Annotated in this window: 17 protein-coding genes; 8 read left to right on the top strand and 9 right to left on the bottom strand. The window is 31.4% G+C overall.

What is annotated here, in order from left to right; all coding sequences use genetic code 11:
• Nucleotides 1–26: 26 nt before the first annotated feature.
• Nucleotides 27–335, top strand: coding sequence for a nucleoside triphosphate pyrophosphohydrolase (locus tag AAGD19_RS06670; protein WP_341747665.1), 309 nt, complete (start codon nt 27–29; stop codon nt 333–335).
• A 402-nt stretch (nt 336–737) separates the two neighbouring features.
• Here the strand turns inward: AAGD19_RS06670 and AAGD19_RS06665 are convergent, their stop codons facing one another.
• The gene (locus AAGD19_RS06665) at nt 738–2,612 is read right to left on the bottom strand and encodes a hypothetical protein (RefSeq protein WP_341747664.1); all 1,875 of its coding nucleotides are present in this window, start codon (nt 2,610–2,612) and stop codon (nt 738–740) included.
• A gap of 79 nt (nt 2,613–2,691) precedes the next feature.
• Here AAGD19_RS06665 and AAGD19_RS06660 point away from each other — a divergent pair, with 79 nt between their 5' ends.
• Nucleotides 2,692–3,570: an IS982 family transposase gene (locus AAGD19_RS06660; protein WP_341747213.1), complete on the top strand. Its 879-nt coding sequence runs from the start codon at nt 2,692–2,694 to the stop codon at nt 3,568–3,570.
• 13 nt (nt 3,571–3,583) lie between these two features.
• On the opposite strand, the gene AAGD19_RS06655 is transcribed toward AAGD19_RS06660, so the two are convergent.
• Together AAGD19_RS06655 and AAGD19_RS06650 are read right to left on the bottom strand one after the other, a co-directional pair.
• Nucleotides 3,584–3,808 (bottom strand): hypothetical protein, encoded by a 225-nt coding sequence (locus AAGD19_RS06655; protein WP_341747663.1) that lies wholly within the window; start codon nt 3,806–3,808, stop codon nt 3,584–3,586.
• Nucleotides 3,809–3,845: 37 nt separating this feature from the next.
• Complete coding sequence (locus AAGD19_RS06650) at nt 3,846–4,568, bottom strand: alpha/beta hydrolase (protein WP_341747662.1); 723 nt, start codon at nt 4,566–4,568, stop codon at nt 3,846–3,848.
• 224 nt (nt 4,569–4,792) lie between these two features.
• Between AAGD19_RS06650 and AAGD19_RS06645 the strand changes: the two genes are divergently transcribed.
• Both AAGD19_RS06645 and AAGD19_RS06640 read left to right on the top strand, forming a co-directional pair.
• Nucleotides 4,793–5,776, top strand: a complete 984-nt coding sequence (locus tag AAGD19_RS06645; protein WP_341747233.1) for a transposase — start codon at nt 4,793–4,795, stop codon at nt 5,774–5,776.
• A 94-nt stretch (nt 5,777–5,870) separates the two neighbouring features.
• A complete protein-coding gene (locus AAGD19_RS06640) occupies nt 5,871–7,529 on the top strand; it encodes a hypothetical protein (RefSeq protein ID WP_341747661.1) in 1,659 nt (552 codons plus the stop codon).
• Between the two features lie 4 nt (nt 7,530–7,533).
• Here the strand turns inward: AAGD19_RS06640 and AAGD19_RS06635 are convergent, their stop codons facing one another.
• From AAGD19_RS06635 to dapD, 6 genes are all read right to left on the bottom strand, one after another.
• Complete coding sequence (locus tag AAGD19_RS06635) at nt 7,534–9,609, bottom strand: ATP-dependent DNA helicase RecG (RefSeq protein WP_341747660.1); 2,076 nt, start codon at nt 9,607–9,609, stop codon at nt 7,534–7,536.
• 221 nt (nt 9,610–9,830) lie between these two features.
• The gene (locus AAGD19_RS06630; protein ID WP_341748490.1) at nt 9,831–10,442 is read right to left on the bottom strand and encodes a ribonuclease H-like domain-containing protein; all 612 of its coding nucleotides are present in this window, start codon (nt 10,440–10,442) and stop codon (nt 9,831–9,833) included.
• A 14-nt stretch (nt 10,443–10,456) separates the two neighbouring features.
• The gene (locus AAGD19_RS06625; protein ID WP_341747659.1) at nt 10,457–10,774 is read right to left on the bottom strand and encodes a septum formation initiator family protein; all 318 of its coding nucleotides are present in this window, start codon (nt 10,772–10,774) and stop codon (nt 10,457–10,459) included.
• Nucleotides 10,752–11,432 (bottom strand): phosphatidate cytidylyltransferase, encoded by a 681-nt coding sequence (locus tag AAGD19_RS06620; RefSeq protein ID WP_341747658.1) that lies wholly within the window; start codon nt 11,430–11,432, stop codon nt 10,752–10,754. The genes AAGD19_RS06625 and AAGD19_RS06620 overlap by 23 nt, the downstream gene beginning before the upstream one ends.
• Nucleotides 11,419–12,108, bottom strand: coding sequence for a polyprenyl diphosphate synthase (gene uppS / locus AAGD19_RS06615; RefSeq protein WP_341747657.1), 690 nt, complete (start codon nt 12,106–12,108; stop codon nt 11,419–11,421). The genes AAGD19_RS06620 and uppS overlap by 14 nt, the downstream gene beginning before the upstream one ends.
• A gap of 122 nt (nt 12,109–12,230) precedes the next feature.
• Nucleotides 12,231–13,052: a 2,3,4,5-tetrahydropyridine-2,6-dicarboxylate N-succinyltransferase gene (dapD, locus tag AAGD19_RS06610; protein WP_341747656.1), complete on the bottom strand. Its 822-nt coding sequence runs from the start codon at nt 13,050–13,052 to the stop codon at nt 12,231–12,233.
• Between the two features lie 95 nt (nt 13,053–13,147).
• Between dapD and AAGD19_RS06605 the strand changes: the two genes are divergently transcribed.
• The 4 genes from AAGD19_RS06605 (at nt 13,148) to AAGD19_RS06590 (ending at nt 16,310) form a co-directional block, all read left to right on the top strand.
• A complete protein-coding gene (locus tag AAGD19_RS06605; RefSeq protein ID WP_341747655.1) occupies nt 13,148–13,798 on the top strand; it encodes an MJ0042-type zinc finger domain-containing protein in 651 nt (216 codons plus the stop codon).
• Nucleotides 13,799–13,903: 105 nt separating this feature from the next.
• Nucleotides 13,904–14,389: an RDD family protein gene (locus AAGD19_RS06600; RefSeq protein WP_341747654.1), complete on the top strand. Its 486-nt coding sequence runs from the start codon at nt 13,904–13,906 to the stop codon at nt 14,387–14,389.
• A 364-nt stretch (nt 14,390–14,753) separates the two neighbouring features.
• Nucleotides 14,754–15,353, top strand: coding sequence for a recombination mediator RecR (gene recR / locus AAGD19_RS06595; RefSeq protein ID WP_341747653.1), 600 nt, complete (start codon nt 14,754–14,756; stop codon nt 15,351–15,353).
• A gap of 279 nt (nt 15,354–15,632) precedes the next feature.
• Complete coding sequence (locus tag AAGD19_RS06590; protein WP_341747652.1) at nt 15,633–16,310, top strand: HAMP domain-containing sensor histidine kinase; 678 nt, start codon at nt 15,633–15,635, stop codon at nt 16,308–16,310.
• The last annotated feature ends 11 nt before the right edge of the window (nt 16,311–16,321 follow it).

Genomic DNA, 16,321 nt, shown 5'->3' with positions numbered 1-16,321 from the left:
CCTTTAACCAATAATACACAGGTAATATGACAAAATTAGTGAGAGATTTAGTTCCGCAAATTATCTTAAAATCTGGTCGAATACCAGTCTTTCGTATTGCAGAATTGGCTGAGTATAAACAATTATTAAGACAGAAACTTTCTGAAGAGGTAGAAGAATTTTTAGAAAGTGAATCTATCGAAGAAATTGCTGATATCATAGAAGTACTTGAGGCAATATGTAATAGCAACTCTTATAAATTAAAGGATATACTAAACATTAAAAAGCACAAAAAAAATACCAATGGTGCTTTTGACAATAAAATAGTTTTAGAAAAAATAACCATAAAAACCTAAGCTACTCAATAACAATCAAGTGAGTCAATTATTAAAGGGCTGGTGACTAATTTCAAAGATTGTAGTGATAAGCTGGAAGACATGGCGGTTTAAAAGTCACAACTAATGATAGAAAAGTTTGTTTTTTTAAAATGCATAAATGTCATTGCGAGAAGGCGATGGAAGCGGCGACGTGGCAATCTTTTGAAGTAATACTTGTCCCTATTTCACAAGATTGCTGCGTTGGCGATTCCATCGCCTCCTTGCAATGACCTTGGTTATTTTTCTGCAACTTTTAAACTGCCATGATGAACTCTAAAACTGCTTCCTCTTCGAACTTTCGATAGCTCTGACCTACGATCCCTGAAGACGATAACGCAATTCTTGATTTTCTATCTGAGTATACCCTGCAAGGTCTTTTGTTTATCTTACTTTACCCATTCTAGCTTTTGGTGTAGATTTTACCGTTACAGGTTTTACTTTGGGTTCTAACAATATTTCTTTAATTTTTAGGCTTTCAGCTACAACCTTTTCTGTGTCATCTATCTTAGCCAATTTTTCAGGAGTAATTTTATGCATCAAATGCTTCGATAAACTAGGGAGTCCTATTCTTTCACAAAAATTTGCTGCCTTATAACATATCTTCTCTACATTAGTTAAATTAGGGGTCGTCATTCCCATTAGCTGAACTGTCTCTGCAACATCCATGATATAATATGGATCTTGCCTTATTTTCTTAACATCTTCATCAGTAAGGTAATTTTCTTTTTTAAGATGGGTCAATAATTTGTCATAGAAATTCTTTAGTTTTTCCATAATATTATCGTTACTTGCTGTTACTGTTTCTTTTATGAAATCCTCAACTTTCTTTCCAAAAGATTCAAGACGTTTGTCTATATCTGCAACATATTCTGTTGGATTCAAACTTGTTACACTTTTTTGAACCTTCGGCACCGAGACTTCTAGCTCTTGCCATTTACCATCTAGACTCTTTTGCCATTGTTGTTCTTGAACATTTATTGTTACAGGTTGAGTAGGAACTTTAATTTGATAATCATGTTCGCTAGCCCACTGTAAAGCACTTTTTCCTTCAATTTGAATATTATGGTGAGCTGCATAGGCTACTGGGTCTTTAATAGGAGATTCAGCAAAAGTTTCTAACCACTGACCGTTTTTAAATTCAGGAGATACATTACTAAATTTAGCTACTGTGTCTGCTGCTCTTGCTACCTCTTTCATATTATTGAGGTTTTCCTTGATATGTTCTTTATAAAATATACTTAATTCATTAAAATCATTAATTTGCTTTAATTCAAATTTATTACCTTCAAATCTAGCTGCTACAATGAGACCTTCTAGAGAGAACCCATGTTTTCTCAACTCATCAACTTTTTGATCAATTATAGCATCTATTTGCTGATCATTTAACTGATTGGTCATTTGTGCTAATGCTTTACTATATTTTTCAATGTTAAACGATAAGTTACCTACCTTAATAGCTTTAGTATAGTTAACTGCATTCTCTGAAAACATTTTATGTGTTGCCTCAATCATCGCACCAAAATCTTGGTGAAACATTTCAAAAGATCTACCGTGATCTATTTTAGTTACAGTCTTCCCATCCTGCACCATCAAATTACCGGCATGATAATCCAATTCCCCTAACATATGACAAGCAGCAATAACCTTTTCAAATCCTTCTAATTCTTTTAATTTTTGATCATTTGCTCCAACGCTAGTAGTATAAGTACCCTTAGCAAACTCTGCAAGCTGCACCACGTTATTAAAAAATTTAGAACGTATAGCAATTGATGGTGAATTGACCTGATCAGATACTACTAATGCCTCTTTAGGGGTGCGATCATATAATAAAAACTGATACATAGAAGAACCGATTAACTCCCGCACACCATCATCCTGATCTGCTAAAGCTTGCTGCTGTTTTTCTCCCTGTAGAGCTAAACAACTCCTATGATGTTTATAGAAACGTTTTAACATGAAAGTATTACCAGTTGCGGTTTCCTTAGCAATATATCCAGCAGATACACCAGCTTGCTTATTACCTTTTTTTGTAAATTCTGTATTTTTAACCGTTATTCTATCTCGTAGCATAGTTTCAAGCGGATCTTTTTTGGATTCTTCTAGCTTTTTTGGACGTGCTGGCTTATTTTCTGCAGCTAATGCATCCATAAGTGGAATATCTATTAGCTCTCTTAATATTTGATTTTGATCTCCAGGAAATGCTTCTTTTATTACCTTTAATGCTTCACTTACAATGTATTTAACCCCAGTTGCCAATTAAATAGGAGAGATGAAAGGTAGATTTTAAAAGGGACATAGGTTATTTTATCTTTTTCAACCAATAACAAAATAACCTATGAAAAAAGATTTTACCGCAATTTACTGTTTTGTCGACGATTTTATAAAGAATTTGGAAAATAATTTGCCTACAATTAATAGTAGTAAATTTAAACCTGGTGTAAGTAATTATTTATCAATAAGCGAAGTATTAACCATATTAATTGGTTACTATGATTCATATTGTGATTGTTTTAAGCATTATTACAAACAAGTAATCTTACATAATTATACAGAAGATTTTAAACTTGTTAGTTATGAACATTTTACTAAATTGATAGGTAGAAGTATGCCTTATTTAGCAATATTACTGAATCATTTGCTTGCTGAATGCACAGGTCTGTCTTTTGTAGATGCTACAGGTATAGCCGTATGTAAGAATTATCGTATAAGTTCACATAAGGTTTTTAAAGGAATAGCGGCAAGAGGAAAAACCACTAAGGGGTGGTTTTATGGACTAAAGTTACATTTAATCATAGATTCCGAAGGTAATCTGATAAAGGTATCTTTCAGCAGTGGTAATAAGGATGATAGGAAAGGACTTAAAGGAATGATATTTGGTATATATGGCAAAGTTTTTGGCGATCGCGGTTATATATCTAAAGAATTATTTGATGATTTGTATGACAAAGGCATCCAACTTATTACTCGGGTTAAAAAGAATATGAAAAATATATTAATCCCTATTATAGATAAGGTTATGTTGCTCAAAAGAACTCTGATAGAAACCGTAATAGGCAAACTTAAATTTCTTGATAAGTTAGAGCATTCTAGACATAGATCAGTTACAAATGCATTTAGTCATATGCTATCCTGCCTAATCAATTATCAGTTGCTAGAAAACAAACCTTCTATCAAAACTTTGCTTCCTATAGAACTTTTTGATATACAAAATTAATTGGCAACTGGGGTTATTTAGAATGTGTAAGTTTCCGCATTTTCTTTTTATACAAATCAATATTAGAGTCTGATGGCTCTTGAGCAAGTGCTATCACGCTACTAGCAAGTTTTTCACATTTTTTAGAGATTCTATCATTTACAACTTGATCTTTATCATTTGACTTTGTCAGTTTTATTAAAGTTGTAAATAATTGGGTATGTAAAGATTGTTTAATTTCTTCTTGGTTTGTTGCCATAAAAATCTAACTCTTTATAATTAATTGTTAATTGCAGTTAATCTAAAAAAACCTTTTGTAGCGGTTTGTTTGCTAAATTTTCTTCAGTAAAAAAATCCTTCTTTAAATGCGTAACCTGATTATTCAATAACCTTAATTGTAAGTAATCATTAATTGCTTGGGTAAATTCACCAAGCTTGTTTCGAAAAAAATGATCGGCTCCTTGGATAATCTTATAATCGACAGTTATATGTTTCTGCTTAGATAATTTATCTACTAGTTCAAGCACTGATTCTTCTGGTACAATACTATCATTGTCACCTTGTATTACAAAACCAGAAATAGGACATTGAGATAAGAACGAAAAATCATATTTATTCACTGGCGGAGATATCGCAATAAAATTATTAATCTCTGGCCTTCTCATGATAAGTTGCATGGCTATCCATGCTCCAAAAGAAAACCCCGCTATCAAATTTAGACTGCTAGTAGGATTGTTAAGTTGCAGCCAATCAAGTGCTGTTGCAGCATCAGTCATTTCGCCAATACCATTATCAAACTCTCCTTGGGAACGTCCAACGCCCCTAAAATTAATTCTGAGTACTGTGAACCCATTAGCTACTAATGATTTATATATATTGTAAATCACTTTGTTATTCATAGTACCACCGTAAAGCGGATGTGGATGTAATAATAAAGCAAGGGGGGCTTTAGGATTACTAGATTTAGTATAAAGCCCTTCGATCCGACCGGCAGGACCATTAAAAAAAACGTTAGCCATAATTATAACATATAATATATCAATTTATATCGATCACTAAGACCAAAAAATAAAATTATAACATGCCATTTTATAGATTTCAAGATAACTATATGTTAGTAATCAAAACTTACGCTATGAGAAAAAAAAATGGTACATTATGTTGAGTATAATTTACAAATGCCAAGAGGATAAAATTGCAAGCAATACCAGTTAATAGGACAGATTACTGTCAATTTCTAATAGTGAGTCAAAAGAATTATAGTTTGACCTACTATGCTGAACATGCCAAAAAATGTAGCCATGATGTTATTAATAGATTTTTAAAAAATGAAAAATATACACCTTCTTTGTTATGGGAACATATTAAGGATGATGTTATTTTATCGCCTAACGGATATACAATATTTGATGATACGGTGTTAAATAAAAGAAATACCAAGAAAATAGAAATTGCTAGATCACAGTACAGTGGGGCTACAGGTGGTATTACTACTGGTATAGGAGTAGTAAGTTTGGTATATTATAATCCGGATATTAATAAGTTTTGGGTAATAGATTACCGAATTTTTTCGCCCGAACATGATGGAGCGACAAAAGTAGAACACCTATTAAATATGTTAAATAATGCTGTGTATAGCAAAAAGATTCCTTTTCAAACTGTGCTTTTTGACACATGGTATGCTACGCATAAAATTATGCAACATGTTGATTCCTTGGGTAAATATTATTATGCTCCTATTAAAGCAAATAGAAACGTTACTAAAACTTCCTCTTCTAAGCCTTATAAAGCTGTTAGCAAGTTAACGTTTTCAGATGAGGAAATTAAGAGCGGAGTGGAGATTCATATAAAGGGCTTTGCAAAAGATAAGCATGTTAATTTGTTTAAACTTACTGTTTCTACCAACAGAGTTGATTATATTGTTACCAATAACAAAACTCAAAAATCTTCTAAAGCCGTACAAGATGAGTGTGGCTTTCGTTGGGTAATTGAGAGCATGCATAGAGAAATCAAGCAACTTACCGGTATAGAACGATGCCAATGCAGAAAACAACGCATCCAGCGTAATCACATTAGTTGTGCATTTTTAGTGTGGGCTTTTCTAAAAAGAACTGCACACAAAATAGGTAAGACGGTTTATCAAATAAAGTTAGGGCTTTTAGATCATTATATGCAACAGCAGTTACGTTCACCCTCTTTACGCTATTTAGAACCTTACATAGCGTAAGTTTTGTAATGTTATAAGACTGACTTTTAAACTTCCACTAGATATTAATTAGTGTTTCTGCTAGGGTTCTTATTATTTAAATTTGTATGTTTAAATGACCATGAAGAATATATTTTTTATTAAACTATTAATTTTATTATTTATAATTAAACCCGCTTTGGCACAGCCATTGTCAATTGATAGCATATATCAACATTTATTGATAACATATCCAAGTTACAACAATATTACCTATAATAAACCTTCAACCAATTATTTAATACCAAATAATTGGTTACTACAAACACCAAATATTTGGGGTGCTACTTTAGAAGAATATGGAGAAGGGCTTACGCCAGTTGCAGATAACGTGATAGATGCACAATTTTTTGTCCCAACATGCCGTACTCAATCAGACTGTCGTGGAATCAGTACTTGTAAAACTGCTGATTTTACTTTGGATAATAGAACATTATGTTTAACAAATGCATATAATGTGTTAAACACTATGTATAATACAATTATTAACGCTACTACATCTGTAGATATTACAACTCTTGGTAGAGATTACTTTAGTTCAGGAGCATTTACTGCTATGTTGCAAAATGCTATCATAACGCTAGGTAAAAAAAGCATTAATTCTCCTCATCTTATAACTATACGCTTATTATATGGTACGTATAAAGAAGTCCCACCTGAATGGATGAAAAGCTATTTAAATAATATTATTTCTAAATTACCAACCAATAATAAACTAATTATATCAATTGCTAATATTAGGTCATGTACATTTAAATCCAATTGTGGAAATCAAGAGAAACAACATGATATCTCTCTTGATTTCTCTTGGAATCATGGCAAAATTATTGCGGTGGATGGTAATACATTAATCACTGGTGGAGAAAATTTATTTGGTCAGGATTACACTCAAGCAGAGCCAGTTAATGATGCCAATATTAAAATATTTGGACCTGTTGTAAATGGGGCAACAACTTATGCTAATATATTATGGAAATATGTACAACATCATCGAGCTATAGCAGTAAACCGTTGTTATACATATAAGAAGGGGTATATTTCAACAAAATGTGCTAAAGCTATTTCCTTAAATAACGAATTTAATGTTAATAGTTCATTACCTGTACAGGCAATGTTTATTAGTAAATTGAACAATGGAATTGGCATTGGTGATGATGCTGATCAATCAGAAATTGCAAGGGTATTTGCTCTAAAAAATGCTACTCGCTCTATCAAAATTAGCCAACAAGCCCTATTTTTTAAAGAGAGTAATTATCCACTGCTAGATAAAGTACTGCCACCAATTAGTACTGTTAATGGCAATATTATTCAAGCAATAGCATATGCTATACATAATAATGCAGTAGATACATATATAGTGACCAGCAACTTATTCAGATTTAATTACTCAGATCATGTAGATTTACAATATTTATATGATTATATACTTAATACGATAGTTTCTAATTATCATGTTGAGAGTAAAATAGCCGCACAAGAATTAAAACAGCATCTCCATCTTGCTTATATAAGTTATAATCATATTATCAATACCAATGCAAGAAGCCATAATAAGTTTTGGATAGTAGATGACAAAGTTTTTTATTTTGGTAGTCATAATTTTTACCCAACATCATTACAACAATTTGGCATTATTGTAGATAGTATAGAAGCTAGTAAAATATTATTGGAATCCTATTGGAACCCTATGTGGGAATATTCTGCTAAATATAACTTCAGAATGAATAACGGTTGAACTGTTAGTTCAATTCATTAAACTCTACTCTAGCAAATAATTTTATTTGAAGTAGAGAGAGTTCAGAATGATCTTTTGAACCTTCTTCTGCTAATTTATTGGCTTTAGTTAAAAGGTCTAAATCTCTAGCTAGATCAGCGAAAAAGAATCTTATTTCACCACTTTGCTTTGTTCCTAATATTTCTCCGCTACCTCTTAGGAGCAGATCTTGCTCTGCTATATAAAAACCATCATTGCTATTTCTCATCACTTCAAATCTAGATTTTGCAACCATAGTTAATTTTTGAGGATCATATAGAAGAATACAATGAGATTGTAAAGTTCCACGTCCAACTCTACCTCTTATCTGATGTAACTGAGCTAAACCAAACTGTTCAGCATTTTCTATTACTATTAAGGTTGCTTCTGGTACATCGATACCCACTTCAATTACAGTTGTAGCAACCAAGATTTTAATATTACCATTCTTAAATTGGTGCATAATCATATCTTTTTGCTCATTTTTCATTTTGCCATGTATAGTACCTGTAATGTTAGGGTAGGCATTCTCAATGGTAACTAGTCTAGTGTTGATGTCGGTTAATCCTGTATTTTTTGCCTGTGTTGTTAACTCTTCATCATTTTGATCGATAAGGGGACATATCCAGTAAATTTTCTCTCCAAATTTTAGCTTTTTATCTAAAACTGAGATTACGTCATTTAGCTTGGTCTTTGGCAATATGCTAGTAATAATTGGTAGTCGATTTTTTGGTTTGCTTGTTAATTTAGCAATATCCATATCTCCAAACATGGTCAAAGTAAGACTTCTAGGAATAGGGGTTGCGGTCATCACCAAAACATCGGGATGAGAGGCTTTATTAATTAAATCTAACCGTTGTTGTACACCAAATTTATGCTGTTCATCAATGACGATATAACCTAAATTTTTAAAGTTTACTTTTTCTTGAAATAATGCATGAGTGCCAATTAATATATCAATATCTCCGTTTTCTAAGCTTGATAGAACTTTGTTTCGTTCTTTGGTAGATATTTTTCCAGTAAGTAAACCAAGCCTTATTCCGGTTTCACTTAAGGCTTTAACGAAGAATTGGTAATGCTGGTTTGCTAATAAATCGGTAGGGGCCATTAGTGCAGCTTGAAATTTATGGTATGCTACAGTGACCATTGTCAATAAAGCTACTAATGTTTTACCAGAGCCAACATCGCCTTGGAGTAAACACATCATTTCTGTAGGAGATAATTGATGTTTTTCAATTGCTTCTATTACTTTTTTTTGGTCGGATGTGAGTTCAAAGCCTAATGTCTTAAGTATTGATTGTTGTAGCTGACTAGACCCCGTAAATGAATTACCTTGTTTTAATTTTGTTTGCTGGCGGAGATATTGTAATGAAATTTGATTAGCAAAAAGTTCTTTTTCTGCCAATTGTCTTAAAGCTTGAGTATGTAATTCTTCTAATTGCTTAGTTTTAACCTGATATAAATGTAAAGTTTTTAAATCTTCTAATAATGATTTAGTATAGTCCTTCACTTCTTGAAAACTCTTAGGAATACAGCACCACTCTTTCTCAAACAAATCAAACCCCTTTATTATATAGGAATAAAGTTGCTTATTAATTATCCCATAGGTCAAAGGATATATTGGTTCTAGGGGGCTGGTAAGTTTTTGATCCAAAATAAATATTGGATGGACTATTTGAGGTAAGCTAGAAAAAACTTGTACCTTACCATTAATTGTATGTTTACTACCTACTGTAAGTTTACTTAGGATAAAATAAGAGGGTCTATTAAAAAATATCAGCAGAATTGAGCCAGTCTCATTGTATCCTAAGATTTTCAAAGGCTGTTTTTTGTTCTTAGGCACAAGCACTTCTTCAATTGTTATTTCAGTTTGAATTAACTGACCATTTTTTAGTGAAGATAAACTTGGTGAAATTATTTTAACTTGATAAGAAGTAGGGCGGTAAAATAACAAATCTCTTAAATTGATTATTCCCAATCTTTTAAGTCCAATAATTATATTATCACTAACGTTAATACGTGATTTAATTGGTAAGAAAAAAAACTTACTGATAGTTAACATATATTTTTTTAATTAACCTGAATTCGATGTAATATACTCAAATGATTTGAAAAATTGGATTTGAAAATGAATGGTGAGCAGGCGTAGCATACATATAGTATAGTTACGCATGCGAGTCCATGATATTTTCAAAAAACAATTCGTAGGAGCAGAAGAGTATATTAATTTGTTACATCGAACTCAGGTCAATAATAACTATATTTGTTCGCAGCATCTAGAGTTTAGTGCATAAAAATATCAATATCGTTCCATCCTACTAGGTCTAAGTTGGCTCTAATAGGTAAAAACTTAAAAATCTGTTTTGCAATATCTAACCTATTTTCGGCCAGTAACATATCTTGCAAGGTAGCACGAAGTTGATGTAGGTAAAGGACGTCTTTGGCAGCATATTCTTTTTGTTCAGCTGTAAGATCCAACCTTCCCCAGTAGGAAGATTGTTGTTGTTTAGAAATTTGGACTGAAAGTAATTCACGGCATAAGTCTTTTAAACCATGAGCATCAGTATAGGTTCTAACTAGTTTAGAAGATATCTTTGTACAAAATATGTTCTCCAAATCTATTCCAAGATATTTTCTTATTGCTGCTAAATCAAATCTAGCATAGTGAAATATTTTGCATCGATTCTTATCAAGCAATAGTTTTTTTAAATTAGGTGCTGCGTAATTCTTGTCAATAAAGTTTACTAAGTAAGCCTTACCATCTCCATTACTCAGTTGCAAAAGGCATAACCTATCCCTATGTAAGTTTAATCCCATCGTTTCTGTATCGATTGCTAGGTCTCCTGCAATATTAAAATCTTCCGGGAGATCATTCTGAAAAACTATAATACTGATAATAACCTCCTAAGTTATTTTATGGTAAAAACCTGTTCTTTTGGCGACGCTACCCCTAGAACTCTTCTTGCTTCTTGGTCAAGCATATCTCTATCTAGAGATTCTGGTCTAAGTAGTTTTACTTTATGTTCAAGTTCAATGCGTTCTGCCATTAAATTTTCTAGTTCACTATAGGTTTTTTCGAGTCGTTGATTTAATGTAAAATAAGCAATTATCCCTCTATTACCACAAATAGAATGGAAGATAAAATAAGCTAATAATAAAGATAGCAAAACATTAAATATTATCTTTTTGGAATTTTTAACTGAATCAATAAAATATTGATAATTCATAATATTTTAATAATAAAAATAATATTGGGGCGGTAAGAATTATGCTATCAAATCGGTCTAGAACACCGCCATGACCTGGTATTATAGTACCAGTATCTTTTATAGCAAATTTACGCTTAAAATATGAAATAAATAAATCGCTCATTTGTGCTATTAGTGCTAAACAAATAGCTGCTATAATTAAGTGCCGTTTGTTTAATAAATAGTCAGTTGGTAAGTCAAAGCTAGGTACTAAACTTAATAAAAACGCTGTAAGCCCACTAGCTAATACCCCTATGATTAATCCACTCCAAGTTTTGTTAGGACTAATCTTGGGGGTCAGCTTAGGTCCGCCTATATTCTTCCCACCAATCATAGCAAATATATCAACTGACCATATTATAATGAAATATAGTAATAATAGCCATCGATTTTTATCTTCAGTAGCAATTATTATTAAAGATATAGTGGGAATGGGAATGATAACAAAGCCCAGTAATATATGGGAAAAGGACGATTTTGTCATTTGATACCATTCATATGACATAATTATGGCAATTAATAACATAATTATATAAAATAATGACTTAATGAACATTATCGCTATAATAAATACTGGTCCTATTACTAGGGCTGATAATATTCTTACTACTATATTAGGCCTCTTATCTAGCACCAAAATTCCTTTTTCTTTTTGAATAATCGTTTAACGCTTCTAGTATATCTTGTTTGTTAAAGTCAGGCCAGTATTTAGGTAAAAAATATAGTTCAGCATAGGCAGCTTGCCATAGTAGAAAATTACTGATTCTACATAGACCACCAGTACGAATTAACAAATCTACATCAGGCATTCTTGGATCATATAGATAATTACCAAACTCATTCTCGCTAATTTGTGTTTTACTAGAATTGATGATTTTCTGACATGCGTCAACAATCTCTGCTCGCCCGCCGTAACTAAAAGCAATACAAAGAGTTATGTTATTATTATGTTTTGTTAATTCTATAGCATCATGGATTTGTTTTTGTAACATATTATCTAACATATCCAATCTACCGATAACTTTTATTTTGACTCCGTTTTCGTGTAGTAGTGTAGTCTCATTTTTTAGATAATAACGTAATAATTTTAGTAAAAATGTCACTTCAGTCTTTGACCTACGCCAATTTTCTGATGAGAAAGTATAAAGTGTCACGTAAGGTATATTAAGTTCTATAAAATCTGGTAATAATTTCTTTACTCTATTAGCACCTGCTCTATGTCCCTCAGATTTTGGTAAGCCTTTTTTTAAAGCCCACCTTGCATTACCGTCCATGATTATGGCTAAATGATTTACTGTGTTGATTATACTCATATTTATTGTATATACGCTGGGATGACTAGAAGTTATCACCATTACTATTGCTCAGGTTAGCTATATAATAACACAGAAATGCCATTAATGAACATATATTTGCGGTCAGTTATAGGAAATTTTCATCGTAATAGATCATTTATGGATACTTTACTTCTAGTTCCTTTATCCACCTGTTTAACGATTACTGCACAATATAAACTTGGTTTTCCTGAATCAGCAGGTAAGCTGCCTGGTACTACAACTGAGTAGGCCGGAACTCTACCATAAATTATTTTTCCACTTTCCCTATCTACTATCTTGGTAGATGCACCAATAAATACTCCCATACTAATTACACTTCCTTCTTCTACTAAAACCCCTTCTGCTATTTCTGATCTTGCACCTATAAAACAATTATCTTCAATTATTACCGGGGTATCTTGTATTGGCTCTAGTACCCCACCAATACCTGTTCCGCCGGAAATATGACAATTCCTTCCTATTTGTGCACATGATCCTACGGTGGCCCAAGTATCAATCATTGTTCCTTCTCCTATATATGCACCTATATTAATAAAAGAAGGCATAACAATAACGTTTTTAGCTAAATATGCCCCCGTTCTTATAAATGCTCCGGGAACGATACGACAGCCATGGGTTCTAAATAATTCTTCATTATGATTTGTAGCAAATTTGGGAGCAATTTTATCATACCATTTCATACAATCACCAGAATGGATTTGCGAATCAGTTACAATAAAATGTAATAAAATTGCTTTTTTTACCCAAAGATTAACTCGCCAATCAGCCCCTTCTTTTTCACAAACCCTAATTAATCCTTGATTTAAACCATCAATAATATTATTCAATATTTGTTTAGCGTAGTTAGTTTTTTCTGAATCCTTAGTTAATTTATCGCGTATTTGCCACAATTCTTCTATAGTATTGATATGTTTTTGCATAACGTCCTTGCTAAACTATTAAAAAAATCATAATTTACTTTATTTTTAAGTCAACCTATATACTCAAATTTGAGTATACAAATTAGATCACGTAAATGAGTATTGCTTGCCCAAATTGTAACACTACCTTTATAGTTTCAAAAGAACAAATAGGTATGACTGGTAGGAAGGTCAAATGTTCAAAATGCCACCATATATGGTATCAAAAGGCAGAGCTTGATCAGCAAGAACCTCCCATTATATCAGATAATAACACAAAAAACGCTAGCACTAATGAAAATAATAAAATATATTTAACCAAAGGTACTAACTTACCGGCTTTATTACCAACTAAAATTCCTGAGCAATCGCATATTTTATCTATATTATTGTGGCTTAGTTTAATTGTCTTCTTATTATTAATGTTATTTCACGAGAAGTTTAATATACCAGCTCTGTATAAAGAGAATAATAATATATTAACTATAAGAAATATACATGTTGAACAAAATAAAGAAATGGGACAAATTAAAGTTTCCTACAGGATAAGTAATACTTCTAACCATGATGTGACAATACCACTTATTCGGGTTAGATTGCTCAATAAAAAATATGTAACAGTAAAATCCTATATAATGAATCAAAAAAATATTAAATTGCCACCTAAGCAACATATCGACATCGCTACGTATCTTGATGTAGTTCCTCGTTCAAGTGAGTTGTTAAATATTATGCTTGGTAATAGTTTGGATTTCATATTACATTAGACTTCTTTTGAAAGAGACTTATAATCAATTCAAATACTCCCATAACATAACCGGAAGTTCGATGTAGCTTGTTACATCGAACTTCCGTGATATATATAGAAAAAAATGAATAAACAAATTATATACCCTAAACTAATTCCTAGGCTCTTTGCTTCTTGCCTAGATTCGTTTTTGTTGTCAATTTTTACAACTTCGATCACCCACTTTATGTTATCTAGACTGTCTTTATTTTTTTTTAAAGCTAGTATAGCGGACATACTAATAATGGGTAGCACGAAACCGGAGTTAGTTCAAAATGTAACTGCTAGTAATGTTCTTACATTATTTATTTTAATGTTTATAATTAATTTTGCCCTAGCTGCAACATATTTTATTGGTTTTTGGATTTATTTGGGTGCTACTCCAGGAAAAATGGTTATGCATATGAAAATAGTAGACGCAATCACTTTTGGAAAACCTAGTAAATGGCAATTAATTAAAAGATTTTGTGGATATGTATTAGTGCTAGTTGGTATTTGGTTTATACTCTTTTCTAAACAACGCCAAGCTTTGTATGATAAAATTGCTGGAACAGTGGTTATTAAAAGTTAAAACACAATAGTATTAATTTTAAAAGTTGTAGTATACTCTTCTGCTTTGAAGAATTGTTTTTTGAAAATATCATGGATTCGCATGCGTAACTATACTGTATGTACGCCTAGCATGCTCACCATTCATTTTCAAATCCAATTCTTCAAATCATTTGAGTATATCACTAGATTATTAGTAGTAAAAATGATGTCATCAACTATGATTTTTTTATTTTAAACCTTTTTTTAATTTCTTAAAAATCATAGTTGATGACATAGTAGCTAGCAGAGATGATATCTCATCTCTAATGAGGATGATACTGAGCCTAATATTAACTTGTTACATCGATATTTGAGGTTATTATAAGTAGTAAAGGTATGCTAAAATGAATAAACTAAATGAAATAGATCAGTTGATCTATCTTTTCTCCAAACTACCTAGTCTTGGTCAAAGATCAGCAAGGCGTATAGTCCTGCATCTTTTACAAGAAAAAGACGTTAGGTTAAAAGGTTTAATTTCAGCTCTTTCTTACGTAGATAATAATGTTGTCAAGTGCGATATTTGTGGCAACATAGATTCTCATCATATTTGTAGAGTATGTTCATCTGATGATCGCAACAAATCTATTATAGCAATTGTTGAAACAGTGACAGAATTGTGGGCAATAGAGCGTAGTGGCATTTTTAATGGATATTATCATGTACTAGGACATAATTTGTCAACTGCAAATAGCCATAATTCTAAAGCATTAAGACTACCAGAATTACTAGCTAGATGCCAAGAGAATAACATTAATGAAATAATTATTGCAACTAATTCCACCTTAGAAGGTCAAACTACAGCTTATTTCATTACTGAATATTTTAAAGATTATACTATCAAAATATCAAGATTAGCTAGCGGCATTCCAATAGGTGGAGAACTAGACTATTTAGATGAAGGAACTTTATCAGCTGCAATAACCTTAAGACAGCCTTTTGACTAATTTATTAAAAATTATTTATTGTGTTGAAAAATTTAATATAATATATAAGCTGTTGGTTATATATTATATTAAATTTTGTTAATAAATTATCAAAGATTACTAAATTAGAATTATTTATATGAAATGTTAATTTGAAATTTTTAGATATTTTCATTAGTTTATTTTATATTTTACCTTGCATATAATTATTTTAACTAAAGTAAGCATATGTACCAATTTTTTTGGACTATTTTAGTCATATTTTTGATTCCTGTAGTTCTTTATATTTGCAGGTACAAGATGTTTTCGTGGTTTAATTTAAGAAATAATTCAAAAACTAAAATATTAGAGTTAGAACAAAAGATATCAGAGCAAGATAATATTTTGAATCACGTTACTCACGAAATTAGGACTTCGATACATGGGGGAAGTAGTATCGCTCAGTTTTTATATGAAAATTGGGATAAAATGGATGAGCAAGAACACGTAAAGTATGTCAGTATAATAGCTAAAAATAATCAACGTCTTATAAAATTAATTAATGACCTACTAGACCTATCTAAGTTTAGTACCGGGAAAATGCAGTTTAATTTTGTTGCTATGGATCTATTATCTTCTATAAAAGAGACCGTGCAGCAACTTACAGAATTAAACATAATTAACGATCGAATTAATATTATTCTTATTGATCATAGTATTACAAAAGCAATGATTAATGGAGATAAAATTAGGATTAACCAATTATTAAATAATTTATTTAATAATGCACTCAAATATACTAAGGAAGGATTAATTATAGCGGTAATTGATTTAAAAAATCATGAAAATATTCCTTATTGGTGCTTTAGCCTAATCGATACAGGTATAGGAATTCCAGACTCAGAACTTGAGACTATTTTTGAAGTATTTACTCGTAGTTCACGAACTAATAATAATTTTCTTGGTACAGGTGTTGGTTTATCTATTTGCCGAGAATAACCGTAAAAGAG

Source organism: Candidatus Tisiphia endosymbiont of Dascillus cervinus (assembly GCF_964026405.1).
Taxonomy (GTDB): Bacteria; Pseudomonadota; Alphaproteobacteria; order Rickettsiales; family Rickettsiaceae; genus Tisiphia.
The sequence above is the reverse complement of the archived record's forward strand: the minus strand, read 5'-3'. Positions and strand labels throughout refer to the sequence as shown.